Genomic DNA, 25,012 nt, shown 5'->3' on the forward strand with positions numbered 1-25,012 from the left:
CTGGACACGCGTCCAACGCGCGCGCCCCCCGTCTTTACCGCCACGCGCACCCCGATGCGCGCGGGCTTCATTCCGGATACCCATGTCTCACGTCGTCCGACGCCGGCCCGATGCCCGGCTGATCCTGTTGCTCGGTGCGCTCGCCGCCTGCGGGCCGATCGCCACCGACATGTACCTGCCGAGCCTGCCGTCGATCGCCGACGGCTTCTCCGTCAGCCCCGGCGCCGCGCAGCGCACGCTGACGAGCTTCATGGCCGGCTTCTCGATCGGCATGCTGCTGTACGGCCCGCTGTCCGACACATGGGGCCGCCGTCCCGTGCTGCTCGGCGGCATCGCACTGTTTACGCTCGCGAGCATCGGCTGCTTCGTGTCGAGCTCGATCGACATGCTGATCCTCGTGCGTTTCCTGCAGGCGCTCGGCGCCGGCGCGGCGTCCGTGTTGTCGCGTGCGATCGCGCGCGACGCGCACGAGCCGACCGACGCGGCGAAGGTGCTGTCGATGGTCGCGATCGTCACCGCGGTCGGGCCGCTGCTTGCGCCGCTGATCGGCGGGCAGATCCTGCGGTTCTCGGGCTGGCGCGGCGTGTTCGTCGTGCTGGCCATGTTCGGCGCGGTCTGCGCGGTCACCGCGTACCTGCGCGTGCCGGAAACCTGGCCGAAGGAGCGGCGCAAGAGCGCGGCCGTGCTCGCGTCGTTCGCGTCGTACGGGCGCATCCTGTCCGATCCCGTCGCATGGGGCCACATGCTGTGCGGCGGGATGGCGTTCGCGTCGATGTTCTCGTACATCACCGCGACCCCGTTCGTATACATCGAGTATTTCCACGTGTCGCCGCAGTACTACGGGCTGCTGTTCGGCCTGAACGTGGTCGGCATCATGATCGGCAACTTCACGAACACGCGGCTCGTCGGCCGCATCGGCTCGCTGCGCATCATCGCGGCCGCGTCGCTCGTGAGCTGCGTCGCATCCCTCGCGGTCGCGCTCGTCGCGCTGACGGGGTGGGGCGGGCTGTGGTCGATCGTCGTGTGCCTGTTCTTCGTCGTCGGCGTGGTCGGGATCCTGTCCGCGAACTGCACGACCGACCTCATGCATCGCTATCCACACAACGCGGGCGCGTCGGCGGCCGTGTTCGGCGCAATGCAGCTGGCGCTCGGCGCGATCGCGAGCGTCGCGATCGGCGCGCTCGCGGACGGCACGCCGTTCGCGATGGGCGTGACGATCGGCGTATCGGGCGTGTTGTGTTTCGCCGGACGCTATCTCGTGCTGCGCTGGCATGGCCGGCCGGTGAAAGCCGGGGCTTGAGCGGTGCGGCAGCGTTGGCAGGCGAGGGGACAGACGGGTGCACGAATGCAGCCGGGCGACTATTTGCTACTGGTCGCCTCGCGAATGGCCGGACGCGTCGAATAGCGGTTTCGCGGTGTGGAGGGGCCTGTGTCGGCATTGCGAGCCATGCACCGGCTTCCACACATCCGAATCACCTGGAACGGTCTGACGAGCGATTGTCGAGTCGATAGCTGCGCTTCGGGTTGATGACAAACCGCTTGACCTGGGCATCGAGTTCCTTGCTGTGGTACAGGTCCAGGCATTTCAAAAAATCAAACCTGACGCCTTTGATTTCGGATTCGACGATCGGATTGCGGTAGTCGCGTGCAAGAAAACGACTGACCAGCGATTTGCCCGCGTCGGGATTCCGTTCCAGATCGAAGGATGTCCAGTCCATCAGTGCGCTGGCGCTGCTTCCCGCGTCCATGGCGGCAGACGGTTCATTCCGATAAGCGGTCGCGACGCACTCGGCGAGCACCATGTCCTTGTAGTTCTGAGCGTAGGCTCGGCCGTCAGCTTGCGGCGTCGACGTTGTACCGGCTGCATGGCTCGCATGTGCCGCTAACGTCAGTGCCCAAAATATCACGCACGGTAGCAGCGGATTTTGTCTCAAGGCAGACTCCATTTTTCGCGTTCAATCGGGACGGCGGCATCACGCGGAGTGGAGGAGGTTACTGAGCCTGCGCGACTGCCGACAATTGGATTTGTTCGAAAATGAGTCCGCGTACGAACGTACGACATCACGCGGCGACATCGGCAAAACGATCGTCGACGATTGTCGGGGCGCTGTCGTTCGGATTGGTGCCGCTCATGTGAAACACCCCGAACGCCGGGCCTGAATCCAGCGTTCGGGGTGTCGTGAATCGACGGTGTTTCGCCGAAGCGTCAATCCCGCGCGACGTCCTTCGCCGCCGGCGATGCGCCGTGGCTCAGCCAGTCGAGCACGTCGGCCGTTTCGTCGTCGCTCGCGCGTGCCTTCGCCTGCGCGACGGCCTCGGGCAGCTCGCCGTTGGTCGACGCGCGGCGGATCGCGACGCCCACCGCGAGGATGTCGATCATCAGCAGATGCAGGATCCGCGAGATCATCGACAACTGCGATTCGCGCATCTCGATGTGGTCGGTCTCGAGCGCGACGGTCGCGCGCTTCGCGAGCGGCGTGTTGCTCGACGTGATCGCGATCACCTTCGCGCCGGCCTGCATCGCGACGTCGAGCACGCGCAGCAGCTCGGGCGCGCGTCCCGACTTCGACACCGCGACGATCACGTCGCCCTTGCCGAGCAGCGCGGCCGACGCGGCCTGCATGTACAGGTCGCCGTATGCGATCGTCGGGATCCCGAAGCGGAAGAACTTGTAATGCGCGTCCTGTGCGACGATGTTCGAATTGCCGAGCCCGTAGAACTCGATGCGCCGCGCACCGTTCAGGATCTCGATCGCGTTCTCGACATGCTCGAAGTTCAGGTGCTCGCGCAACTGCAGGATCGCCGACACCGTGTTGTCGAGCACCTTCGCGCCGAAGTCGGTGGCCGTATCGCCGAGATGCACCTGGCTGTGGCTCATCGGGATCGTGCCGGTGAGGCCGGTGGCGAGCTTCAGCTTGAAGTCGGACAGCCCCTGGCAGCCCAGCGAGCGGCAGAAACGGATCACCGTCGGCTGGCTCACGTCGGCCTTGCGGGCGATGTCGACGATCGGATCGTTGATGATCGAGCGCGGGTGGTTCAGCGCGAGATCGGCGACGCGGCGCTCGGCCGGTGTCAGCGCGTCGCGCATCTGGCGGATCCGTTCGAACACGGCCGACGACGCGCCGCCCGAGCGGTTCGACAATTGCTCCGCGAGAATCGCCGACACGCCGAGGAACGCCGGATACTCGGCGGTGATCAGGTAGGTCGGGATGTTCTCGAGATACTGCGTGAAGCGGCCCTTCGCCTCGAAGCGCGCACGGAACGACGAGCGCGTGAACAGCTCGCCGAGCTTCAGCGCGACGCCGCCGCCGATGTACACGCCGCCGAGCGCGCCGAGCGTCAGCGCGACGCTGCCCGCGAACGCGCCGAGAATCCCGCAGAAAACTTCGACCGTCTCGAGCGCGAGCGCGTCGCCCGCATGCGCGCGCTCGACGATCTCGACCGTATCGACGGTCGTGGCGACGCGCTTCTTGTCGCGCGCGGCGAGCGCGCGATAGATGATCTCCATGCCGGGGCCCGCGCACACGCGTTCGAACGACACGTGCGGAAACTTCTTGCGCGCGTACTGCAGCACCAGGTCCTCGCGCTCGTCCTGCGGCGCGAACGACGCGTGGCCGCCTTCGCTGCCGAGCGCGATCCAGCGGTCGTCGGCCGGAATCAGCCCCGACACGCCGAGCCCGGTGCCCGGCCCGAGCAGCCCGATCACGCTGTTCTGGCGGCGCGTGCCGCCGCCGATCTGCACGCGCTGCGCGTCGGTCAGGCCCGGCAGCGCCATCGCGAGCGCGGTGAAATCGTTGACGACGAGCAGCGTGTCGAAGCCGAGCGCGCGGCGCGTCGCCTCGATCGAGAAGCTCCAGTCGTGGTTGGTCATCGTGACCTGGTCGCCGTCGACCGGGTTGGCGATCGCGATCGCCGCGTGATTCACGCGGCTGATCTTCACGTCCTTCAGGTATTTGCGGATCGCGTCGGTGAGCGTCGGGTAGTCGGCGCCGGGATACACGCGGATCTGCGTGATGTCGCCCGGGCCGGTTTCCAGCGCGAAGCGCGCGTTGGTGCCGCCGACGTCCGCGAGCAGGCGGGGGCCGTCGGCATGCTGGCCCGCGACGGCCGCCTTACTTTGCGCACCAGTAGACATCGAGCTGGGTCCCCTTGTCGTTGGCCAGTTGGGAAATCGCGTTCTTCTGCAGCGATGCGGCCGCGGCGTCGAGCACCGCGCGCTTGCGTTCGCCCGCGATCAGCAGGAACAGCCGGTCGACGCGTTTGAGCGCATCGAGCGAGAAGCTCACGCGCGCATGCGGCGCGGCACCGGGATGCACGGCGACGAAACGTTCGTGCGTTGCGATCGCGTGGTCCCATTCGGGCGCATCGGCGAAGATCGACGCGGTGTGGCCGTCCTCGCCCATGCCGAGCACCGCGACGCTCGGCACGCGGTAGTCGGCGTTCGCGTTCAGCGCGGCGACGTGCGCGTCGAGCGCACTGCGCGTGTCGACGAGCGGCAGGAAGCGGGCGGGGGCCGCCGCGTGCTGCAGCAGCGTGTCGCGCACGAGGTGCGCGTTGCTGGCCGCGTCGTCCTCCGGCACCCAGCGGTCGTCGACCAGCGTCACGTCGATGCCGGCCCAGTCGAGCGCCGCATGCGACAGCGTTTGCAGGAACGGGCGCGGGCTGGTGCCGCCGGACACCGCGAGCGTCGGGCGCGCGGGGCCGGCGAGCGCGGCGCGCAGCGCATCGCCAACGGCGCGCGCGAGCGCGTCGCTTTGCGCTTCCTGGGTGTCGAAAGCGTGGATCTCGATCACATCTCCTCCGGACTGCTTTGTCTGTTCAAATCGTACGAATCGTGGGGCACGTTGCCGGACGCGGTGGCACGCACGGCAACGGTTTGCATCAGTTTTCTTCCTCGAGCCAGCAGGTGTCGTGCTGCGCGAGCATCGCGCTCGCCGCGGCCGGCCCCCACGTGCCCGCCGCGTACGGCTTCGGCGGCTTCAGCGTGCGTGCCCATTCGTTCAGGATAGGCTCAACCCAGCGCCATGCGGCTTCCTGTTCGTCGCGGCGCACGAACAGCGCGAGCCGCCCGTTGATCACGTCGAGCAGCAGGCGCTGGTACGCCTCCATCTGTCCTTCCTTGAAGAACTGGTCGAATGCGAGGTCGAGATGCACGCTCGCGAGGTTCATGCCTTCGCCCGGCTGCTTCGCGAGGCAGTACAGGCGGATCGTCTCGTTCGGCTGCAGCCGGATCACGAGGCGGTTCGAACCGGGCCGCAGCGCGGTCGGGCCGAGCGCCGAGTGCGGCACCGGGCGGAAATTGACGACGATCTCCGCGACGCGGTCTGCAAGACGTTTGCCGGTGCGCAGGAAGAACGGCACGCCGGCCCAGCGCCAGTTCTCGATCTCGACCTTCAGCGCGACGAAGGTTTCGGTCTGGCTGTCGGGCTTGACGCCCGGCTCGGTCGCGTAGGCCGGCACCTGCGCGCCCTTGATCACGCCCGCATGATACTGGCCGCGCACGGCCACCTTGCCGATGTCGCGCGGATCGACCGGCTTCAGCGCACGCAGCACGCGCAGTTTCTCGTCGCGCACCGAGTCGGAATCCATCGAGTGCGGCGGCTCCATTGCGACGATCGACAGCAGTTGCAGCAGGTGGTTCTGCACCATGTCGCGCAGCGCGCCCGTATTGTCGTAGAAATCGCCGCGCGCCTCGACGCCGAGTTCCTCGGCGATCGTGATCTGGATGCTCTCGACCCATTCGCGGCGCCACAGCGGCTCGAACAGCGCATTGCCGAAGCGCAGCGCGAGCAGGTTCTGCACCGGCTCCTTGCCGAGATAGTGGTCGATCCGGTAGATCTGGCCTTCCGCGAAGATCTCGCCGACCGCGTCGTTGATCGCATTCGACGAGCGCAGGTCGTAGCCGAGCGGCTTCTCGAGCACGATGCGCGAGCCCTCGTTCAGGCCCACCGACGCGAGCGCCTTGCAGATCGGCACGAACAGCGACGGGCCCGTCGCCAGGTAGAACACGCGGATGCCGGGCAGCGATGCGATCGCGTCGCGCAGCACCACGTAGTCTTCCGCGCGGCCGAGGTCGAGCTGCACGTAGTCGATGCGCTCGAGGAAGGACTGCCACGCGGTTTCGTCGAACGCCTTGCCGGCCGCCTTGCTCGCGTGCGGCTTCACATGCGTGTCCACCCATTCGAGATAGGCGGCGCGATCCGATTCGTGGCGTGCGACGGCGACGATCCGGCCGCTCTCCGCCAGCATGTTCGCGCGATGCGCTTCGAACAGTGCGGGCAGGATCTTGCGCATCGACAGATCGCCGGTGCCGCCGAAAAGTACGAAGGTAAAGCTGGAATCGGTATGCATGTGTCTCCGCCGGGTTGGGGTGCTGGGAAGCGATCCGTAGTGCGATAAAAATATTTTTGACACTGAATTGTAGTTTAACTACAATCCGCCGCAAGGGGTAGCACTTGGGTGAAGAAAAAAAGAAGTGCGGTCGATGAGCTGCGCGAGCTTCGCCTTGGGAGCGCCTTGTGCCGAATGTTATCGGACATTGATGGCGCGCATCGTCGGCGCGCCGTCGGCCCCGGGCTCGCGCCGCATCATCGCGGCGGGCCAGAAACACAAAGAGGAGACACGCCGTTGAATCTCGATTCACGCTTTCTGTAAGAGCCCGGCCGGTCATCGGCCCGTACGCTGCATGCGTCCCGCGGCTCGATTTCCCCGTCGTTATCAAGAAGCCGGTTCCCGGTCAGGGAACCTCACGAGTTGATTCAGTCTGGAGGAGATAAGTAATGAAAGTTCGCTCGATCATGGGTGCGCTCTGCGCGGCAGGTCTGATGGCTGGCGCCGTGGCGGCGCAGGCAGCCGAGAACGTAACGGTGCTGCACTGGTGGACCTCGGGCGGCGAGTCGAAGGCCGTCGGCGTGCTGAAGGACGACCTGCAGAAGCAGGGCTACGTGTGGAAGGACTTCGCGGTCGCGGGCGGCGCGGGCGCAGCGGCAATGACCGCGCTGAAGACCAAGGTGATCAGCGGCGACGCACCGTCGGCCGCGCAGATCAAGGGCCCGCTGATCCAGGACTGGGCCGACCAGGGCGTGCTCGTCAACGTCGATTCCGCTGCCGGCGACTGGAAGCAGAACCTGCCGCCGGAAATCGACAAGATCATCAAGTACAAGGGCCACACCGTCGCGGCGCCGTTCTCGGTGCACCGCGTGAACTGGCTGTACATCAACAAGGCCGCGCTCGACAAGGTCGGCGCGAAGGTGCCGACCACCTGGCCCGAATTCTTCGCGGTGGCCGACAAGCTGAAGGCCGCGGGCATCCAGCCGGTCGCGATGGGCGGCCAGCCGTGGCAGGACCTGACGCTGTGGGAAGACGTCGTGCTGTCGCAAGGCCCGGCGTTCTACCGGAAGGCGCTGGTCGACCTCGACCAGGCGACGCTGACGTCGCCGCAGATGCTGTCCGTGTTCGATACGGTGCGCAAGATCCAGGGTTACTTCGATACCGGCCGCAACGGCCGCGACTGGAACCTGGCGACCGCGATGGTGATCAACGGCAAGGCCGGCATGCAGTTCATGGGCGACTGGGCGAAGGGCGAGTTCGAGAACGCGGGCAAGAAGTCGGGCAAGGACTACATCTGCGCGCCGGTGCCGGGTACGGCGAACTCGTACACGTTCAACGTCGATTCGTTCGTGTTCTTCCAGCAGAAGGGCGAGAAGGCCGCGACGCCGGGCCAGCTCGCGCTCGCGAAGACGATCATGACGCCGGACTTCCAGGAGCAGTTCAGCCTGCTGAAGGGTTCGGTGCCGGTTCGCCTCGGCGTGAAGATGGACAAGTTCGACGATTGCGCGAAGAAGTCGTATGCCGACGAGCAGACCGCGATCAAGTCGGGCGGCTTCGTGCCGTCGCTCGCGCACGGGATGGCGCAGAGCGATGCGACCGCCGGCGCGATCACCGACGTCGTGACGAAGTTCATGAACTCGCAGCAGGATTCGAAGAGCGCGGTCGCCGCGCTCGCGAAGGCCGCGAAGGTCAAGTAACGCGCGACAGGCGCCCGGCCGGAAACGCGAACTCGGCCGGGCGTTTTTGCAAGTGCAGCAAACGGGCTCGCCCGCGGGCCCGTGCCGTACCTGGCGCCGGCCCGGCCTGCGTCGCCCTCGTTCCAGGAGTCGAATCAAGTGGCTGCCCCTCTTAGCGGAAACGGATCCGGCGCTGCCGCCGCACGGCGTACGTCGCCGATGTCGGCCTTCGCCGATCGCTGGATCCCGAAGCTCGTGCTTGCGCCGAGCGTCGCGATCGCCGTGGTGTTCATCTACGGCTTCATCCTGATTACCGGCTATCTGTCGCTGACCAATTCGCGACTGTTGCCGAACTACGAATTCGACGGCTTCGGCCGTTACACGGACCTGTTCCAGAACGACGTGTGGTGGACCTCCGCCGCGAACCTCGCGTGGTTCGGGATTCCGTTCATCGTGGTCTGCGTCGCGCTCGGGCTGTTCCTCGCGATCCTGCTCGACCAGCGGATCCGCAACGAAGGCGCGCTGCGCGCGATCTTCCTGTACCCGATGGCGCTGTCGTTCATCGTCACGGGCACCGCGTGGCAGTGGATCCTGAACCCGGGCCTCGGCCTCGAGAAGGTGATGCACGACTGGGGGTGGACGAGCTTCTCGTTCGGCTGGCTCGACGATCCGGACAAGGCGATCTTCTGCGTGGTGATCGCGGCCGTGTGGCAGTCGACCGGCTTCGTGATGGCGCTGTTCCTCGCCGGGCTGCGCGGCGTCGACGCCGAGATCTTCAAGGCCGCGCAGGTCGACGGCGCGACGCTGCCGACCATCTACCGCAAGATCGTGATCCCGAGCATGCGCCCGGTGTTCTTCTCGGTGCTGCTGATCCTCTGCCACATCACGATCAAGACCTTCGACCTCGTCGTCGCGCTGACGGCGGGCGGCCCCGGCACCTCGTCGTCGCTGCCGGCCATGTTCATGTACACGTTTTCGTTCAACCGCGGCCAGCTCGGGCTCGGCGCGGCGTCCTCGGTGATGATGCTCGCGACCGTCGTCGCGGTGCTGGTGCCGCTGATGTATATGGAATCGAGGAGCACCCGCAATGCAGCCTAAGATGACGATCAGCCGGGCAGTGATCTATGCGGCACTGATCCTGTTCGCGCTGTATTTCCTGTTCCCGATCTACGTGATGCTGTCGACGTCGTTCAAGGATCTCGACCAGCTGCGCACCGGCAACCTGCTGACGCCGCCCACCACCTGGACCATCGACCCGTGGGTGAAGGCGTGGAGCGGCGCGTGCACCGGCGTGCGCTGCGACGGCATGAAGCCGTTCTTCCTGAACTCGCTGGAGATGGTGATTCCGGCCGTGCTGATCTCGTCGCTGATCGGCGCGTTCAACGGCTACGTGCTCACGCACTGGCGCTTTCGCGGCGCGGACGCGCTGTTCACGATGATGCTGGTCGGCTGCTTCATCCCGTTCCAGGTGATCCTGCTGCCGATGGCGCGCCTGCAGGGGATGCTCGGCCTCGCCAACACGATTCCGGGCCTCGTGTTCGTGCACGTCGTGTACGGGATCGCGTTCACGACGATGTTCTTCCGCAACTTCTACGTGAGCGTGCCGGCCGAACTCGTGAAGGCCGCGCGCATCGACGGCGCGGGCTTCTTCACGATCTTCACGAAGATCCTGCTGCCGGTGTCGCTGCCGATCTTCATGGTGTGCCTGATCTGGCAGTTCACGCAGATCTGGAACGACTTCCTGTTCGGGATCGTGTTCTCCGGCGTCGATTCGATGCCGATCACGGTTGCGCTGAACAACCTCGTCAACACGTCGACGGGCGTGAAGGAGTACAACGTCGACATGGCCGGCGCGATCATCGCCGCGCTGCCGACGCTGCTCGTCTACATCGTCGCCGGCCGCTACTTCGTGCGCGGGCTGACGGCGGGCGCGGTGAAGGGGTAAGCGCGGTTTCATCCGATACGACGAACCGGCCGCGCATCGCGCGCGGCGCATCGAAACGAACCCGACGCGGCGCAGCAGCGCCGCGCGAGACGAGACAGAGGATTCACAGCATGGCAAGCCTTTCCATCCGTGACGTGTACAAGACCTACCCGAACGGGGTGCCGGTCCTGAAGGGTGTCGACATCGAGATCGAGGACGGACAGTTCCTGATCCTGGTCGGCGGGTCGGGCTGCGGGAAATCGACGCTGCTCAACATGATCGCCGGGCTCGAAACGGTCACGAGCGGCGAGATCTGCATCGACGGCAAGGTCGTCAACGACCTGTCGCCGAAGGATCGCGACATCGCGATGGTGTTCCAGTCGTATGCGCTGTATCCGTCGATGACGGTGCGCGAGAACATCTCGTTCGGCCTGAACATCCGCAAGGTGCCGAAGAGCGAGCAGCAGCAGATCGTCGACCGCGTGTCGCAGATGCTGCAGATCCAGCACCTGCTCGACCGCAAGCCGGGCCAGCTGTCCGGCGGCCAGCGCCAGCGGGTCGCGATGGGCCGCGCGCTCGCGCGCGATCCGTCGCTGTTCCTGTTCGACGAGCCGCTGTCGAACCTCGACGCGAAGCTGCGTATCGAGATGCGCGCGGAAATCAAGCTGCTGCATCAGCGTCTCGGCACGACGATCGTCTACGTGACGCACGACCAGATCGAGGCGATGACGCTCGGCGACCGGATCGCGGTGATGAAGGACGGCGTGGTCCAGCAGTTCGGCGCGCCGCAGGAGATCTACGATTCGCCGTCGAACCTGTTCGTCGCGGGCTTCATCGGCGCGCCGCCGATGAACTTCATCAACGGCAAGCTGGTCGAGCAGGGCAGCGGGATCGCGCTCGAGATCGACACGGGCCTCGCGCGCAGCGCGCTGAAGCTGCCGTTCGACGTGAAGCGGATGAACGGCCACGTCGGCCGCGAGGTGATCCTCGGCCTGCGCCCGGAGCGCATCACCGACGCGCGCAACGCGCATCATGGCGAGACGTCGAACCTGCAGCCGGTCGACGTGCGCGTCGACGTGACCGAGCCGACCGGGCCGGACACGCACGTGTTCGCCCAGGTGAACGGCAAGCGGATCGTGAGCCGCGTGCATCCGGCCGCGAACCCGCAGCCGGGGCAGACGCAGTCGCTGCTGTTCGACGTGTCGAAGGCCGTGCTGTTCGATCCGGCGTCGGAAGAGCGGATCGCGTGACGTCGCACGTCGCGCCGAGAACGCAAAGGGCCGTCATATTTCTGACGGCCCTTTGCGTTTTCGGCGGGCGATGCCGGTACTCACCGCCGATACGCGCAACTTCCGGGCGTCGGCGAACGCGCTCCGAATCTTCAAAAGTGCGAAAAAACATCTCGTTTCCCACCTTGTACCTTCCACCGGCGTGATGAGAGAGTTTCGCGAGCTCCTCGGTCACTGGGCAAAAAATAGCGTCACGAGTTGATGAAACGACGTCAATCGACCTGACGAAAGCGACGGTTGGATTTCAGTTCCCTACGAACCTCGGGGGCAAATATAACGGAGCCTAGAACGGAGAGCATGAGTAAGCTCAGGTAGACCGAGACAGCGGTTAGAATCGGTACGAACAGCATTCTATGTCCTGCTGAGAACAGGTTGAGTGAAAAGAAGATGGGGAACAGCACAAGGAATGGAACAAACATGGACGCAACGAAGCATTGCCGGTAGCGTTTCTTTGTGTGATCTTTCGAGGTTAGTTTTGCGCTATCGATAACGGAGTGAATTTCATTTTCGGAAGTGGATTTCAGCTCTGGAACAATCAGTCGAAGGATGAATAGGAATGGGATTGTTTTCATCGCCATTTTCGGGTGTAAGTGAATATTCTCGGGAGTGTCGAGCGGAACGAGGTCGAATGGTTGTGACCTTGAGAAATGGCTGAAATATGAAATTTTGAAATCCTTCGAGGAGGCATCGCTTCTTGCAAGAATTTCGTTTGCATCTCTCCAGGAGAAATTCGCGGTCGAAGCTGCACCCCTCATAAGGAGGGGCTTCTTTTCTTGATATTGACTCTCGAATATTAAGGGGTCAACGGAAAACTGAATGCTCACGAAGTTTCCTTCCGGGTATTTTAGTGTCGTGAAGCGTCTGCCATTTTAATGGTAGTTGCAGCCCGAGTAGTCCGTGCCAGCTGGTTCACGTCCGAATGTACCGCCGCTTGCAGAGAAACCTGCACTCGCAGCCACTCCCATTCCAAAACCGATCGCGCCGCCGACCATGCCGCCTACGGGGCCGCCGATCACGCCGCCGATGCCAAATCCTGCGACAGCACCTGCCCAGCCGGTTGCCGCACTCATGGCGATATCACCTGCCCAAGTGGCGCCAGAAACGAGATCCAGTTCCCTGATGCTCAATGCCCTCATCCGATATTTCTCCTTCAAATTTATTCGGATAACTAACCGATAAACGTTTATTACTAACTGCTTTCGCAGTGTTGCGTAATCGACGGATGTTTGCAACCGGTTTATTTTGAGATTTCCGCCTGGAGTCGTCGCATTGCATTTGATCTGTGAGCGGCGACATCGTGAGGGCTGTTGATATGTTCGAAGGAGCGAAACGGCATAATGTTCTCGACACCGCATTGGGGATTCGCCTTGAGCGAAGTTAAGCGGTGGACTGCCGAGGTGGGGCGCCGCGGTGGATCGAGCCGCTCAGTGCGGCAGCCGCACGTCGAACTTGAACGTCGCGAGCCGCGCGACGAGGATGAAGCCGGTCGCGAGCAGCACGCTGTACACGGAATCGAACTGCAGCCACACGAGCAGCAGGTAGAACCAGCAGCCGGCGAACGCGCAGGTCGCGTACGGCCGCGAATCGCGCAGGATCAGCGGGATGTCGTTGCACAGCACGTCGCGGATGATCCCGCCGACCACACCGGTGATCACGCCCATCATCACCGCGATGAAGCGCGGCATCTCGGCGTCGAGCGCGATCGCCGTGCCCGAAATGCTGAAGATCCCGAGCCCGATTGCATCGGCGACGAGCAGCAGCCGCTCGGCCGACAGCCGCGACAGCATGCGGAGCACGAACGGCGCGAACAGCGCGAGCACGAAGATCGCGATCACGTAGTCGTCGTGGACGACCCAGTAGAACGGCCGGCGCTCCAACAGGATGTCGCGCAGCGTGCCGCCGCCGAACGCGGTGGCGAGCGCCACGACGAACGTGCCGACCGAATCGAGACGGTTCTTGCGCGCCTCGATGAAACCCGAGATCGCAAAGGCCAGCGTGGCGATCGCCTCCAGTATCGCGATCGCGAGCGTCAGCCTAGGATGCGGCACGCGGCCCCCGGTCGGCGGGCGTCGCGAACGGCTGCAGCAGCACCAGCACCGCGCCCGCGCCGCCGTCGTTGCCGCGCGCCTCGCAGAACGCGATCACTTCTTCCTTCTGTACGAGCCACGCGCGCACCTTGCCTTTCAGCACGGGCTCCTTGCCGATCGAGCCGAGCCCCTTGCCGTGGATCACGCGCAGGCAGCGCAGCCCTTTCTTGCCGGCTTCGCGGATGAACTCGGCGAGCGCGTCGCGCGCCTCGTCGCGTCGCATCCCGTGCAGGTCGATCTGCGCCTGCACGATCCACGCGCCGCTGCGCAGCTTGCGCACGACGTCGCGGCTGATGCCGGGGCGGTGGTAGTACAGCGAGTCGTCGCTGTCGAGCAGCGTCTCGGGATCGAATTCGTCGGACAGCGTCGCGTTCAGCACGGCTTCCTCGTCGCGCTGCGTCTGTTTCGGCACCGGGTCGGGCGGCGTGCGGCCGGCCGCCGCGCGCGGCGGTGCATTGAGCGGCTGGATCGTGCCGATCTCGTTGCGGAACAGGTTCGCGTCGGCCTCGGCCTTGCGCTCGGCCTTCGCGGTTTCGACGCGCGTGCGTTCGCGGCGCTCGGCTTCGCCTTTCAGGTTCGCGCGCAGCGCGCCGAGGCCGGCGAGGCCCTGGCCGCGCAGCGCGGCCGGATCGGGCGCGGGCGGCGGGGCGGCCGGCGCGGGGTTCGCGGGACGGGCGGCGATCTGTCGCTTCGCGGGATCGCTCGGATGGGGCTGGTTCTTCGCCATGATTCGGTACGCAGGACAGGCGCGTTCGGGCGCGCGGGCAAAAAAAAGCCGCTGCACGGCGGCAGCGGCTTTCCGGTCGAGCTCGCTTCGCGGCAGCGGACGCCATTGTAGCGCCCGGCGCGAGCGGTTTCGCGGCTTACTTCTTGTCGTGCAGGCTTTCGAGGTAGCGCTGCGCGTCGAGCGCGGCCATGCAGCCCGTGCCGGCGCTCGTGATCGCCTGGCGGTACACGTTGTCCTGCACGTCGCCCGCGGCGAACACGCCCGCGACGCTCGTCGACGTCGCGTTGCCGTGCAGGCCGCTCTTCGTCAGGATGTAGCCGTCCTTCATTTCGAGCTGACCCTGGAACAGGTCGGTGTTCGGCTTGTGGCCGATCGCGACGAACACGCCCTGTACGGCGAGGTCTTCCGTCGCGCCGGTCTTCACGTTCTTGATGCGCAGGCCCGTGACGCCCGAATCCTCGCCCGTCACCTCGTCGAGCACGTGATCCCACTTGATCACGACGGCGCCTTCCTTTTCCTTCTCCAGCAGGCGGTCGATCAGGATCGGCTCCGCGCGGAACTTGTCGCGGCGGTGGATCACCGTGACCTTCTTCGCGATGCCCGTCAGGTAGAGCGCTTCCTCGACGGCCGTGTTGCCGCCGCCGATCACCGCGACTTCCTGGCCGCGATAGAAGAAGCCGTCGCAGGTCGCGCAGGCCGACACGCCCTTGCCCATGAACGCTTCCTCGGACGGCAGGCCGAGATACTGCGCGGACGCGCCCGTCGCGATGATCAGCGAGTCGCACGTGTATTCGCCCGAGTCGCCGATCAGGCGGATCGGCTGCTCGTGCAGCTTCGCGGTATGGATGTGATCGAAGACGATTTCGGTGTTGAAGCGCTCGGCGTGCTCGAGGAAGCGCGCCATCAGCTCCGGACCCTGCACGCCTTTCGCGTCGGCCGGCCAGTTTTCGACGTCGGTCGTGGTCATCAGCTGGCCGCCCTGTGCGATGCCGGTGATCAGAACCGGGGACAGGTTGGCACGTGCCGCGTAGACGGCAGCCGTGTAGCCGGCGGGGCCGGAACCGAGAATCAGGACTTTGGCGTGTTTGGGCGTGGACATGTGCGAATCCGTAAAAGGCGGCCGTGGCGGGCAGGGTAGGGCTCGCCGTACGATCCGGGTTGACCGGGATGCCGTCATAGATGGGTATCAGACGCGCATTATAAAGGCCCCATTGCTGCATTGCCGAACGAGAGTTTCAATCGCGGCGATAGTGTCGCGCGGCGCCGGTTCGGGGCGGCGGGGCGACGCCGCCCGGCACCCGGCCGGACCGGCGCGAAACGGCCGGTCCGGCGCGGGTTCGAGGCGGCGGCCGTATCCCGGCCCCGTCATGTAACCGTCATTTACACTTGGGGCCCCGGTGCAGCGTTTACAATAAGCGCGATCGAACGACAGGCGGGCGCACGGCCCGTCCTCTTTATACGGATTCATGGCAAAAGCTCCTTATTCCGCCCAGGCACAGGCGTTGCCGCACCGGATGTCGAAGCTCCTCACGGAGATCCGCTGGATTCTCCAGGTCGCGCTCTGCGCATTTCTGGTGATGGCCCTGCTGAGCTACAGCCGGCGCGATCCGAGCTGGACGCACGCCGCCCAGGTGGACCACATTTCGAACTGGGCCGGCCGCGTCGGCGCCTGGACGGCCGACATCATCCTGCTGCTGTTCGGGTTGTCGGCGTACTGGCTGATCGTGCCGCTCGCGCGGCGCATCGCGGTCAACTACCGCCGCATCACGCGCCACGAAGCGGTCGCGGACGAACCCGAGCGGCCGATCGGCTGGCTCACCGAGATTTTCTCGTTCGTGCTCGTCGTGCTGGCGTGCGACGGCATCGAGGCGCTGCGCATGTGGTCGCTGAAGGTGCAGTTGCCGCGGGCGCCGGGCGGCGTCGTCGGCGAGGCCGTTGCCGCCGCGATGTCGCATGCGTTCGGTTTCACGGGCGGCACGCTGCTGCTGCTGATCGCGCTCGCGATCGGCCTGTCGCTGTATTTCCGCTTCTCGTGGCTGTCGGTCGCCGAGCGCGTCGGCGGCGCGATCCTGTCCGCCGTCAACGTCGCGAAGCTGCGCCGCGAGGCCGAGCGCGACCGCAAGCTCGGCGAGGCCGCGGCCGTGCGCCGCGAAGGCAAGGTCGAGGAGGAGCGCGTGCGCATCGAGGATCACGAGCCCGTGACGATCGTGCCGCCGGTCGTCACGCCGGCGAAGTCCGAGCGCGTCGAGCGCGAGCGCCAGGTCCCGCTGTTCACCGACCTGCCGGGCGACTCGACGCTGCCGCCGGTGTCGCTGCTCGATCCCGCGCCGAAGGCGCAGGAGGCGATTTCCGCCGACACGCTCGAATTCACGTCGCGCCTGATCGAGAAGAAGCTGAAGGACTTCGGCGTCGAGGCGAGCGTCGTCGCCGCGTATCCGGGCCCGGTCGTCACGCGTTACGAGATCGAGCCGGCCACCGGCGTGAAGGGCAGCCAGATCGTCAATCTCGCGAAGGATCTGGCGCGCTCGCTGTCGCTCGTGTCGATCCGCGTCGTCGAGACGATCCCCGGCAAGAACTACATGGCGCTCGAGCTGCCGAACCAGCGCCGCCAGACGGTGCACCTGTCCGAGATCATCGGTTCCGAGGTGTACGCGGCCGCTTCGTCGGCGCTGACGCTGAGCCTCGGCAAGGACATCGGCGGCAAGCCCGTGTGCGCGGATCTCGCCAAGATGCCGCACCTGCTGGTTGCCGGCACGACCGGTTCGGGCAAGTCGGTCGGGATCAACGCGATGATCCTGTCGCTGCTGTACAAGGCGACCGCCGAGCAGGTGCGCCTGATCCTGATCGATCCCAAGATGCTCGAGATGAGCGTCTACGAAGGCATTCCGCACCTGCTGTGCCCGGTCGTCACCGACATGCGCCAGGCCGGCCACGCGCTGAACTGGACGGTCGCGGAGATGGAGCGCCGCTACAAGCTGATGAGCAAGCTCGGCGTGCGCAACCTCGCGGGCTACAACAACAAGATCGACGAGGCGGCGAAGCGCGAGGAGAAGATTCCGAACCCGTTCAGCCTGACGCCGGAAGATCCCGAGCCGCTCGGCCGCCTGCCGAACATCGTGGTCGTGATCGACGAGCTGGCCGACCTGATGATGGTCGTCGGCAAGAAGGTCGAGGAGTTGATCGCGCGGATCGCGCAGAAGGCGCGCGCGGCCGGCATCCACCTGATCCTCGCGACGCAGCGTCCGTCCGTCGACGTGATCACCGGCCTGATCAAGGCGAACGTGCCTACCCGGATCGCGTTCCAGGTGTCGTCGAAGATCGACTCGCGCACGATTCTCGACCAGATGGGCGCCGAATCGCTGCTCGGGATGGGCGACATGCTGTACCTGGCGCCCGGCACCGGGCTGCCCGTGCGCGTGCACGGCGCGTACGTCGCCGACGACGAAGTGCACCGCGTCGTCGACAAGCTCAAGGAGCACGGCGAGCCGAACTACGTCGAGGGCCTGCTCGAAGGCGGCACCGCCGACGGCGACGAGGGCTCGGCCGGTGCGGGAACCGGCGAAGGCGGCGACGAGTCTGATCCGCTGTACGACCAGGCGGTCGAGATCGTCATCAAGAACCGCCGCGCGTCGATCTCGCTCGTGCAGCGCCATTTGCGGATCGGCTACAACCGCGCGGCGCGGCTGCTCGAGCAGATGGAGCAATCGGGGCTCGTGTCGGCGATGTCGTCGAGCGGCAACCGCGAAATTCTTGTGCCGGCGCGCGACGCGGAATGAGTCCGCGGCGTTCGCCGCGCCGGCCACCCAGGGAGAAAACCGCAATATGCAGCAACATTCGTTCGCACTGTCTCTTCGTTCGACGCGGCGCTGGCTCGGCGCGGCGCTTGCCGGCGCATCGCTGATGCTCGCGGCGACGCACGCGTTCGCGGGCGGCACCGAGCAACTGAAGGCCTTCGTGTCGCAGGTGCGTTCGGCGAAGGGCGACTTCACGCAGCAGATCGTCAAGGCGCCGGCGAAGGGCGCGAGCGCCGTGCAGGCGATGCCGAAGCCCTCCGACAACTCGAGCGGCACGTTCGTGTTCTCGCGTCCGGGCAAGTTCATCTGGACGTACCAGAAGCCGTACCAGCAGGTGCTGCAGGCCGACGGCGACAAGCTCTACGTGTACGACCGCGACCTGAACCAGGTCACCGAGCGCAAGCTGAACGGCGCACTGGGCGCGAGCCCTGCCGCGATCCTGTTCGGCAGCAACGATCTCGACAAGAACTACACGCTGCGCGACGCCGGCGAGAAGGGTGGCATCGAGTGGCTCGAGATGTTGCCGAAGGCGCAGGACACGCAGTTCCAGCGGATCGGCATCGGCTTCCGGAACGGCACGCTCGCCGCGATGGAGCTGCACGACGTGTTCGGCAACGTCACGCTGCTGACGTTCACGAACATCCAGACGAATCCGCCGCTGAAGGGCGATACCTTCAAGTTCGTCGTGCCGAAGGGTGCGGACGTGATCACCGGCTGACCGGCGCCGCGCGCCGTTCTTCCGCAACGGGCCTGCCGGCGACGGCAGGCCCGTGTTGTTTTGGGGCGCGGGCACCAGGCGCGGGCACCGGGCGCCGGCTCCGTGGCCGCCATGCGCGGCGGCGCTGTCGCCCGGCTGTCATAATGTCGGGTCAGGCGGCCGCGTTCGGCCGCTACCGTTTGATGTGGAGCGAGGGTTCATGTCCGACCTGTTTCAAGTCGAGCCGCGCCGGCCGCTCGCCGAGGCGCTGCGGCCGAAGACGCTCGCCGAGGTGATCGGCCAGACGCATTTGCTGGGCGAAGGCAAGCCGCTGCGGCTTGCGTTCGAATCGGGCAAGCCGCATTCGATGATCCTGTGGGGGCCGCCCGGCGTCGGCAAGACGACGCTCGCGCGGCTCACCGCGCTTGCGTTCGACTGCGAGTTCATCGCGCTGTCGGCGGTGCTCGGCGGGGTGAAGGACATCCGCGAGTCGATGGAGCAGGCGAAGGAGACGCTGAACCGCACCGGCCGCCACACGATCCTGTTCGTCGACGAGATCCACCGCTTCAACAAGGGGCAGCAGGATGCGTTGCTGCCGTTCGTCGAGTCCGGGCTCGTCACCTTCATCGGTGCGACCACCGAGAACCCGAGCTTCGAGGTCAACTCGGCGTTGCTGTCGCGTGCGCAGGTCTACGTGCTGAAGTCGCTGGACGACGACGAGATGCGCCAGTTGCTGAAGCGCGCGCAGGCAATCGCGCTCGACGGCCTGGCGTTCGACGACAAGGCGGTCGATACGCTGGTCGGCTACGCGGACGGCGACGCACGGCGCTTCCTGAACCTGCTCGAACAGGCGCAGACGGCGGCGGCGTCTGCCGGCGTCGCGACGATCGATGCGGAATTCGTCAGCAGCGCGATGACGCTCAACGCGCGGCGCTTCGACAAGGGCGGCGACAACTTCTACGACCAGATTTCAGCGCTGCACAAGTCGGTGCGCGGCTCGAGCCCGGACGGCGCGCTGTACTGGTTCTGCCGGATGATCGACGGCGGCGCGGATCCGAAGTATCTCGCGCGGCGGATCGTGCGGATGGCGTGGGAGGACATCGGCCTTGCCGATTCGCGCGCGCTGCAGGTGGCGAACGACGCGGCCGAAACCTACGAGCGGCTCGGCTCGCCGGAAGGCGAGCTCGCGCTCGGGCAGGCGGTGATCTATCTCGCGTGCGCGGCCAAGAGCAACGCAGGCTACAACGCGTTCAACCAGGCGATGGCGTTCGTGAAGCAGGACAAGTCGCGCGAGGTGCCGGTGCACCTGCGCAACGCGCCGACCAAGCTGATGAAGGAGCTGGGCTACGGCCACGCGTACCGATACGCGCACGACGAGCCGAATGCATATGCGGCCGGCGAGACGTACCTGCCGGACGGAATGCGCGAGCCGCGCTGGTACCAGCCGGTGCCGCGCGGGCTCGAATCGAAGATCGCCGACAAGCTCGCGTGGCTGCGCGAGCTCGACCGCGAGGCCGGCAAGAAGGACTGACCGCGAGGCGCGGCCCGGTTCGGCCGGCGCCGCCGCGAACGCGTCAGCGCTTGCGGGCCGGCTGCTTCTTCCAGTAGCCGAACGGCTCCTGGTGGCATTCGATGTCGAGTTCGGTGACGCGGGCGTGCAGGCTCTGCTGCGCGTCGGCGATCGCGAGGTTGTAGATCACGGGCGCGATTTCCTCGACGAAGAAGTGCAGCAGCGCGCCGGCCTGGATGTTGCCGATCGGCTCGTCCATGTTTTCCGTGAAATAGCGTTGCAGCGACGCGATCGCGCGGTCGCGCACGTCCTTGTCCAGTTCGATGGCCATCGGTTTCCTCGGTTGGCGGTTGGCGGGGGCTTCGGTTGACGCGCCGGCGGCGGACGCGGGCGTCTTGCGATCCGCGATGTTGCGACGCCGCGCGCTGTGCGGGCGCCGCACGCGAACCGGCAATGCGATACTGCCATGGCCGCCTTACCCCGGTCATCGCCCGTTTACGGCATTGTCCGTTCGTCCGGTGCCGTGGCGGCCCCGCGGTGCGTTAGAATTCCCGTCTTACACAACGATTTTCCAAGTCCTCCCATGCTCGACATCCAGTTGCTGCGCAAAGACCTCGACGGCGTCGCCCAGCGCCTCGCCGATCGCGGCTACACCCTCGACGTCGCCGCGTTCTCCGCCCTCGAAGCGGAACGCCGCGCGATCCAGACCCGCACCGAAGAGCTCCAGGCGCGCCGCAACAGCCTGTCGAAGCAGATCGGCGTGATGAAGGGGAAGGGCGAGGACGCGTCGGCCGTGATGGCCGAGGTCGGCGGCATCGGCGACGAAATGAAGGCGTCGGAAGCCAAGCTCGGCGATATCCAGGCGCGCCTGTCCGACCTGATGCTGGGCATGCCGAACGTCGCGCACGAAAGCGTGCCGGTCGGCAAGGACGAAGCCGGCAACGTCGAGGCGCGCCGCTGGGGCACGCCGCGCACGTTCGATTTCGAGGTGAAGGATCACGTCGACGTCGGCACGCCGCTCGGCCTCGATTTCGAGACGGGCGCGAAGCTCGCTGGCGCGCGCTTCACGATGCTGCGCGGCCCGATCGCGCGGCTGCACCGCGCACTCGCGCAGTTCATGATCGACACGCACACGCAGCAGCACGGCTACACGGAAGCGTATACGCCGTACATCGTGAACCCCGAGATCCTGTACGGCACGGGCCAGTTGCCGAAGTTCGCGGACGACATGTTCCGCGTCGAGAAGGGCGGCGAAGAGAACACGGTCACGCAATACCTGATCTCGACGTCCGAGATCTCGCTGACCAACACCGTGCGCGAGTCGATCGTCGACGCGTCCGCGCTGCCGATCAAGCTGACCGCGCATTCGCCGTGCTTCCGTTCGGAAGCCGGCTCGTACGGCCGCGACACGCGCGGGATGATCCGCCAGCACCAGTTCGACAAGGTCGAGATGGTGCAGGTCGTCGCGCCGGAAACGTCGTATGCGGCGCTCGACGAAATGGTCGGTCATGCGGAAGCGATCCTGCAGAAGCTCGGCCTGCCGTACCGCGTGATCACGCTGTGCACGGGCGACATGGGCTTCTCGGCCGCGAAGACGTTCGACCTCGAGGTGTGGCTGCCCGCGCAGAACACCTATCGCGAGATCTCGAGCTGCTCGAATACCGAGTCGTTCCAGGCGCGCCGGATGCAGGCGCGTTTCCGCAACGCGCAGGGCAAGCCCGAGCTCGTGCATACGCTGAACGGGTCGGGCCTCGCGGTCGGCCGCACGCTCGTCGCGGTGCTGGAGAACTACCAGAACGCCGACGGTTCGGTCACGGTGCCGGAAGTGCTGCGTCCGTACATGGGCGGTATCGAGCGGATCGACGCGCCGGTACGGGCATCGTGATGCAGGCGGCCGAAGCCCTCGCAAAATAATTTGCAAAAAGGGCTTGTCAGTTCAGAAGAGATCGTCTTATAATCTTTTCTTTCGCGGAAACGACCAACCGCGAAATGCAGTAAGGAAGGAGAGGTGGCAGAGTGGTCGAATGTACCTGACTCGAAATCAGGCGTACGGTTTCCCCGTACCGTGGGTTCGAATCCCACCCTCTCCGCCAAAATACGAAGCCCCTTGATCCGGAAGGATCAAGGGGTTTTTCGTTTTGGGCTTGCGCCGCGCATGTGTCGCAAACCGTTGCGGCGGCAACATCCGCGCCGTCGGCACATCCGGATCGGGCTGGTACGATGACGGCCAACCGCGCGGCATGATCGTGCCGCGTCCTCGATGCAGCCGCGCCGCGCGGCGAACCCCGCGATCCGATGACGAACCGAGTGCCGAAAGTCCTGACGGGCATTGCGCTGCTGACCGTCGTCATTGCCGTCGCGGGCATTCGCGGCGCGCAGGGCGTCGGCATCGCGCTGGCGTTGGGCGACGCGGCGATTTTCGCGGGGCTGGCAGGATGCGCGGCCATCGCGGTTGCGACGGCATTGATCGTGCTGTCGCGCACGCCGCGCCATTGCAAGCGCGCCCATGCGTGGCGATGGCGCGAAGCGGCGCTGGCCCTGCTCTGTATCGTGACGATCGCCGCCTTCAGCCAGGCGGTCGTGCTGCTCGACTATCGGTGCGTGGCGCTCGCGCCGCCGTCGATCGACGCCGATCTCGTCCGCTTCGATGCGCTGCTCGGCTTTCACTGGCCCGACCTGTATGGCTGGCTGGGCGCGCATGCCGGACTGCAGCGCGTGCTGGCGGTGGCGTATCGCAGCAGCATCGTGCAACTGGTGGCCGTTCCGTTCATCCTCGCGATCACGCGGCGCTACGACGACCTCGCCGAATTCATGGCGCTGTTCGCATTCGCGCTGCTCGTCGCCGTGCTCGTCTCGACGCCGTTCCCGGCGCGAAGCGCATTCGTCCATTTCGGCATCGCCGATCCGGGCACGGCGTCGACCGTGTCTCACTACGACCTGCTGCGCAGCGGGCAGCTTCGGCGCTTCAGCCTGTCCGACTCGCAGGGGCTCGTGTCGATGCCGTCGTTCCACGTGATGCTGGCGCTGTTGCTCGCGTACGCGGTACGGCACGTCCGCTACGTGTTTCCCGCCGCGCTCGCGCTGAATGCCGTGATGATCGCGTCGTCGCCGACGCAGGGCGGCCATTATCTTGCCGATGTGCTCGCCGGGATCGTCTTCGGCGTGCTGTCGATCGTCGCCGTGCGCCGCCGGATGGCGGGCTCGCGGGTTGCCGCGACAACGGCGCCCCGCGCGACGCATTCGACCTGAGCGCGCCACGCGCTGAAGCGCACGCGCGGCGTCCGGCTTTCACCGCTTTCCTCAGTTTTAAGCCTGCGTTTTCCGCGCCGTTAACACGGAGCGGCGGCGGGCGCCCTTGCCCGGCCGCATCGTTTCCCGTCGATTCAAGGTCCCATGAAGCTGAGCTACAAGATTCCCCTCGCATTCGCCGTCGCGCTGTTGCTGATGTTCTGTGGCGCGCTGTACGGTATCCACATACTCAACCGTTCGATCGATACGTTCGCCGAAGACGTGCAGACGAATGTCGGCGACGAGCGGCTCGTGTCGGCCACGCTCGTGCAGTTCAAGCTGCAGGTGCAGGAATGGAAGGACACGCTGTTGCGCGGCAAGCAGCCCGGGAAGCTCGACCAGTACTGGCAGGCGTTCCAGACGCGCGAGCGTACGGTCGATGCGCTCGCCGCGCAGCTCGTGCACCAGTTGCCGCAGGGCGAGAGCCGCTCGCTCGTCGAGCAGTTCATGCGCGCGCACACGGAGATGGGCGAGGGGTACCGGCGCGGCTTCGACGCATTCAAGGCCGCCGGCTTCGAGATGTCGGCCGGCGATGCCGCCGTGGCGGGCGTCGACCGCGAACCGGCGGCCCTGCTGGAGCGGGCCGCGAAATCGATCGCCGACGAGAGCGCCACGGTGTCGGCGCAGGCGAGCCGCGACGCGCAGCACGCCACCGCCGCGAGCCTCGTGCTGATGCTGATCGTACTGGCCGTCGCGATGGTCGGTGCATTCCTGTTCAGCCGTGCGATCCTGCGGCCGCTCGACCGTGCGGTGGCCTGCGCGCAAGCCGTCGCCGGCGGCGACCTGACGCGTCGCGTCGATGCGAGCGGCCGTGACGAGATCGCCGACCTGCTGCGCGCGCTGCAGGCGATGCAGGCGAGCCTGTCGGGGGTGGTGCTCGAGGTGCGTACGCACGCCGAAGCCGTCGCGACGGCGAGCGCGCAGATCGCGTCGGGCAATTACGACCTGTCGGCGCGTACCGAGGCGCAGGCCGCGTCGCTCGAGGAAACTGCCGCCAGCATGACCGAACTCACGGGCAGCGTGCGCCAGTCGGCCGAGCACGCGCAGCACGCGGCGCAACTGGCGCACGACGCGTCCAGCATCGCGTCGGCAGGCGGCGGCGTGATGACGGACGCCGTCGGCACGATGACCGGCATCGCGGACAGCTCGGCGAAGGTCGGCGAGATCATCTCGGTGATCGACGGCATCGCGTTCCAGACCAACATCCTCGCATTGAACGCGGCGGTCGAGGCGGCCCGTGCGGGCGAACAGGGGCGCGGCTTCGCGGTCGTCGCGGCGGAAGTCCGCACGCTCGCGCAGCGCAGCGCCGCCGCCGCGAAGGAGATCAAGGGGCTCATCGAGCAATCGACGCGCCGGGTCGACGAAGGCGCCGTGCTGATCGGCCGCGCGGGCGCGTCGATTCACGAGATCGTGAGCGCGGTGCAGCGGGTCACGACGATCGTCGGCGAGATCTCGTCCGCGTCGCAGGAGCAGAGCGGCGGCATCCAGCAGGTGAACATCGCGGTGACGCAGATGGACGAAGCGACGCAGCGCAACGCGGCGCTCGTCGAACAGGCATCCGCCGCGACGCAGGCACTGGCCGAGCAGGCGAGCGCGCTGCGGCACGCGGTGGCCGTGTTCAGGCTGCCGGAAGCGGCGTAACGGCCGTGCCCGGCGCGCCGGACTTCGGTGGCGCAGGGCGCGGCGACGA

The 25,012-nt window shown here is 66.2% G+C and carries 21 protein-coding genes and 1 tRNA gene; 12 read left to right on the forward strand and 10 right to left on the reverse strand.

Features of this window, described 5'->3' with window-relative positions; translation table 11 throughout:
• Positions 1 to 82 precede the first annotated feature (82 nt).
• The gene (locus tag GQ57_RS08390; RefSeq protein ID WP_034197625.1) at positions 83 to 1,300 is read left to right on the forward strand and encodes a Bcr/CflA family multidrug efflux MFS transporter; all 1,218 of its coding nucleotides are present in this window, start codon (positions 83 to 85) and stop codon (positions 1,298 to 1,300) included.
• 172 nt (positions 1,301 to 1,472) lie between these two features.
• Here GQ57_RS08390 and GQ57_RS08395 read toward each other — a convergent pair whose 3' ends face one another.
• From GQ57_RS08395 to zwf, 4 genes are all read right to left on the reverse strand, one after another.
• A complete protein-coding gene (locus GQ57_RS08395; protein WP_235212821.1) occupies positions 1,473 to 1,934 on the reverse strand; it encodes a type VI secretion system amidase immunity protein Tai4 in 462 nt (153 codons plus the stop codon).
• Positions 1,935 to 2,206: 272 nt separating this feature from the next.
• Positions 2,207 to 4,135 (reverse strand): bifunctional transcriptional regulator/glucokinase, encoded by a 1,929-nt coding sequence (locus tag GQ57_RS08400; protein ID WP_034197626.1) that lies wholly within the window; start codon positions 4,133 to 4,135, stop codon positions 2,207 to 2,209.
• Positions 4,113 to 4,793 carry a 6-phosphogluconolactonase gene (gene pgl / locus GQ57_RS08405; RefSeq protein WP_034197627.1) on the reverse strand — a complete coding sequence of 227 codons (681 nt, stop codon included), beginning with the start codon at positions 4,791 to 4,793 and terminating at the stop codon, positions 4,113 to 4,115. Before pgl ends, GQ57_RS08400 begins: the two co-directional genes overlap by 23 nt.
• An 88-nt stretch (positions 4,794 to 4,881) precedes the next feature.
• Positions 4,882 to 6,351 (reverse strand): glucose-6-phosphate dehydrogenase, encoded by a 1,470-nt coding sequence (gene zwf, locus GQ57_RS08410; protein WP_031403215.1) that lies wholly within the window; start codon positions 6,349 to 6,351, stop codon positions 4,882 to 4,884.
• Positions 6,352 to 6,779: 428 nt separating this feature from the next.
• Here zwf and GQ57_RS08415 point away from each other — a divergent pair, with 428 nt between their 5' ends.
• The 4 genes from GQ57_RS08415 to GQ57_RS08430 all read left to right on the forward strand — a co-directional run bounded on the left by GQ57_RS08415 (position 6,780) and on the right by GQ57_RS08430 (position 11,180).
• Entirely contained in the window at positions 6,780 to 8,027 is a 1,248-nt protein-coding gene (locus GQ57_RS08415; RefSeq protein ID WP_031403214.1) for an ABC transporter substrate-binding protein, read from the forward strand.
• Positions 8,028 to 8,165: 138 nt separating this feature from the next.
• Positions 8,166 to 9,104 (forward strand): carbohydrate ABC transporter permease, encoded by a 939-nt coding sequence (locus GQ57_RS08420; RefSeq protein WP_031403213.1) that lies wholly within the window; start codon positions 8,166 to 8,168, stop codon positions 9,102 to 9,104.
• A complete protein-coding gene (locus GQ57_RS08425; protein WP_031403212.1) occupies positions 9,094 to 9,951 on the forward strand; it encodes a carbohydrate ABC transporter permease in 858 nt (285 codons plus the stop codon). The genes GQ57_RS08420 and GQ57_RS08425 overlap by 11 nt, the downstream gene beginning before the upstream one ends.
• A 110-nt stretch (positions 9,952 to 10,061) precedes the next feature.
• Positions 10,062 to 11,180 carry an ABC transporter ATP-binding protein gene (locus tag GQ57_RS08430; RefSeq protein WP_031403211.1) on the forward strand — a complete coding sequence of 373 codons (1,119 nt, stop codon included), beginning with the start codon at positions 10,062 to 10,064 and terminating at the stop codon, positions 11,178 to 11,180.
• Positions 11,181 to 11,431: 251 nt separating this feature from the next.
• On the opposite strand, the gene GQ57_RS43300 is transcribed toward GQ57_RS08430, so the two are convergent.
• From GQ57_RS43300 to trxB, 5 genes are all read right to left on the reverse strand, one after another.
• Positions 11,432 to 12,043 (reverse strand): hypothetical protein, encoded by a 612-nt coding sequence (locus GQ57_RS43300; protein ID WP_174923249.1) that lies wholly within the window; start codon positions 12,041 to 12,043, stop codon positions 11,432 to 11,434.
• A 45-nt stretch (positions 12,044 to 12,088) separates the two neighbouring features.
• A complete protein-coding gene (locus tag GQ57_RS41475; protein ID WP_152603221.1) occupies positions 12,089 to 12,451 on the reverse strand; it encodes a hypothetical protein in 363 nt (120 codons plus the stop codon).
• Positions 12,452 to 12,643: 192 nt separating this feature from the next.
• Positions 12,644 to 13,267, reverse strand: coding sequence for a trimeric intracellular cation channel family protein (locus tag GQ57_RS08435; protein ID WP_031403210.1), 624 nt, complete (start codon positions 13,265 to 13,267; stop codon positions 12,644 to 12,646).
• Positions 13,254 to 14,033, reverse strand: a complete 780-nt coding sequence (locus GQ57_RS08440) for a Smr/MutS family protein (protein WP_031403209.1) — start codon at positions 14,031 to 14,033, stop codon at positions 13,254 to 13,256. The genes GQ57_RS08435 and GQ57_RS08440 overlap by 14 nt, the downstream gene beginning before the upstream one ends.
• Before the next feature lie 136 nt (positions 14,034 to 14,169).
• The gene (trxB, locus tag GQ57_RS08445; protein WP_034197628.1) at positions 14,170 to 15,132 is read right to left on the reverse strand and encodes a thioredoxin-disulfide reductase; all 963 of its coding nucleotides are present in this window, start codon (positions 15,130 to 15,132) and stop codon (positions 14,170 to 14,172) included.
• A 367-nt stretch (positions 15,133 to 15,499) separates the two neighbouring features.
• On the opposite strand from trxB, the gene GQ57_RS08450 reads away from it, so the two are divergent.
• From GQ57_RS08450 to GQ57_RS08460, 3 genes are all read left to right on the forward strand, one after another.
• Positions 15,500 to 17,809: a DNA translocase FtsK gene (locus GQ57_RS08450; RefSeq protein WP_031402907.1), complete on the forward strand. Its 2,310-nt coding sequence runs from the start codon at positions 15,500 to 15,502 to the stop codon at positions 17,807 to 17,809.
• A 46-nt stretch (positions 17,810 to 17,855) separates the two neighbouring features.
• Positions 17,856 to 18,545 carry an outer membrane lipoprotein chaperone LolA gene (lolA, locus tag GQ57_RS08455; protein WP_031402906.1) on the forward strand — a complete coding sequence of 230 codons (690 nt, stop codon included), beginning with the start codon at positions 17,856 to 17,858 and terminating at the stop codon, positions 18,543 to 18,545.
• A 199-nt stretch (positions 18,546 to 18,744) separates the two neighbouring features.
• Positions 18,745 to 20,055, forward strand: a complete 1,311-nt coding sequence (locus GQ57_RS08460; RefSeq protein WP_034197629.1) for a replication-associated recombination protein A — start codon at positions 18,745 to 18,747, stop codon at positions 20,053 to 20,055.
• Between the two features lie 43 nt (positions 20,056 to 20,098).
• Here GQ57_RS08460 and GQ57_RS08465 read toward each other — a convergent pair whose 3' ends face one another.
• A complete protein-coding gene (locus GQ57_RS08465; protein WP_031402904.1) occupies positions 20,099 to 20,365 on the reverse strand; it encodes a DUF2164 domain-containing protein in 267 nt (88 codons plus the stop codon).
• A gap of 252 nt (positions 20,366 to 20,617) precedes the next feature.
• Here GQ57_RS08465 and serS point away from each other — a divergent pair, with 252 nt between their 5' ends.
• From serS to GQ57_RS08485, 4 genes are all read left to right on the forward strand, one after another.
• Positions 20,618 to 21,919 carry a serine--tRNA ligase gene (gene serS, locus GQ57_RS08470; RefSeq protein ID WP_031402903.1) on the forward strand — a complete coding sequence of 434 codons (1,302 nt, stop codon included), beginning with the start codon at positions 20,618 to 20,620 and terminating at the stop codon, positions 21,917 to 21,919.
• Between the two features lie 117 nt (positions 21,920 to 22,036).
• Positions 22,037 to 22,127: transfer RNA gene (locus GQ57_RS08475), tRNA-Ser, on the forward strand.
• Positions 22,128 to 22,329: 202 nt separating this feature from the next.
• Entirely contained in the window at positions 22,330 to 23,283 is a 954-nt protein-coding gene (locus GQ57_RS08480; RefSeq protein WP_063934563.1) for a phosphatase PAP2 family protein, read from the forward strand.
• 144 nt (positions 23,284 to 23,427) lie between these two features.
• A complete protein-coding gene (locus GQ57_RS08485; RefSeq protein WP_031402901.1) occupies positions 23,428 to 24,963 on the forward strand; it encodes a methyl-accepting chemotaxis protein in 1,536 nt (511 codons plus the stop codon).
• The last annotated feature ends 49 nt before the right edge of the window (positions 24,964 to 25,012 follow it).

Origin of the sequence: Burkholderia sp. MSh2 (assembly GCF_000731655.1) — a bacterium.
Lineage (GTDB): Bacteria > Pseudomonadota > Gammaproteobacteria > Burkholderiales > Burkholderiaceae > Burkholderia > Burkholderia paludis.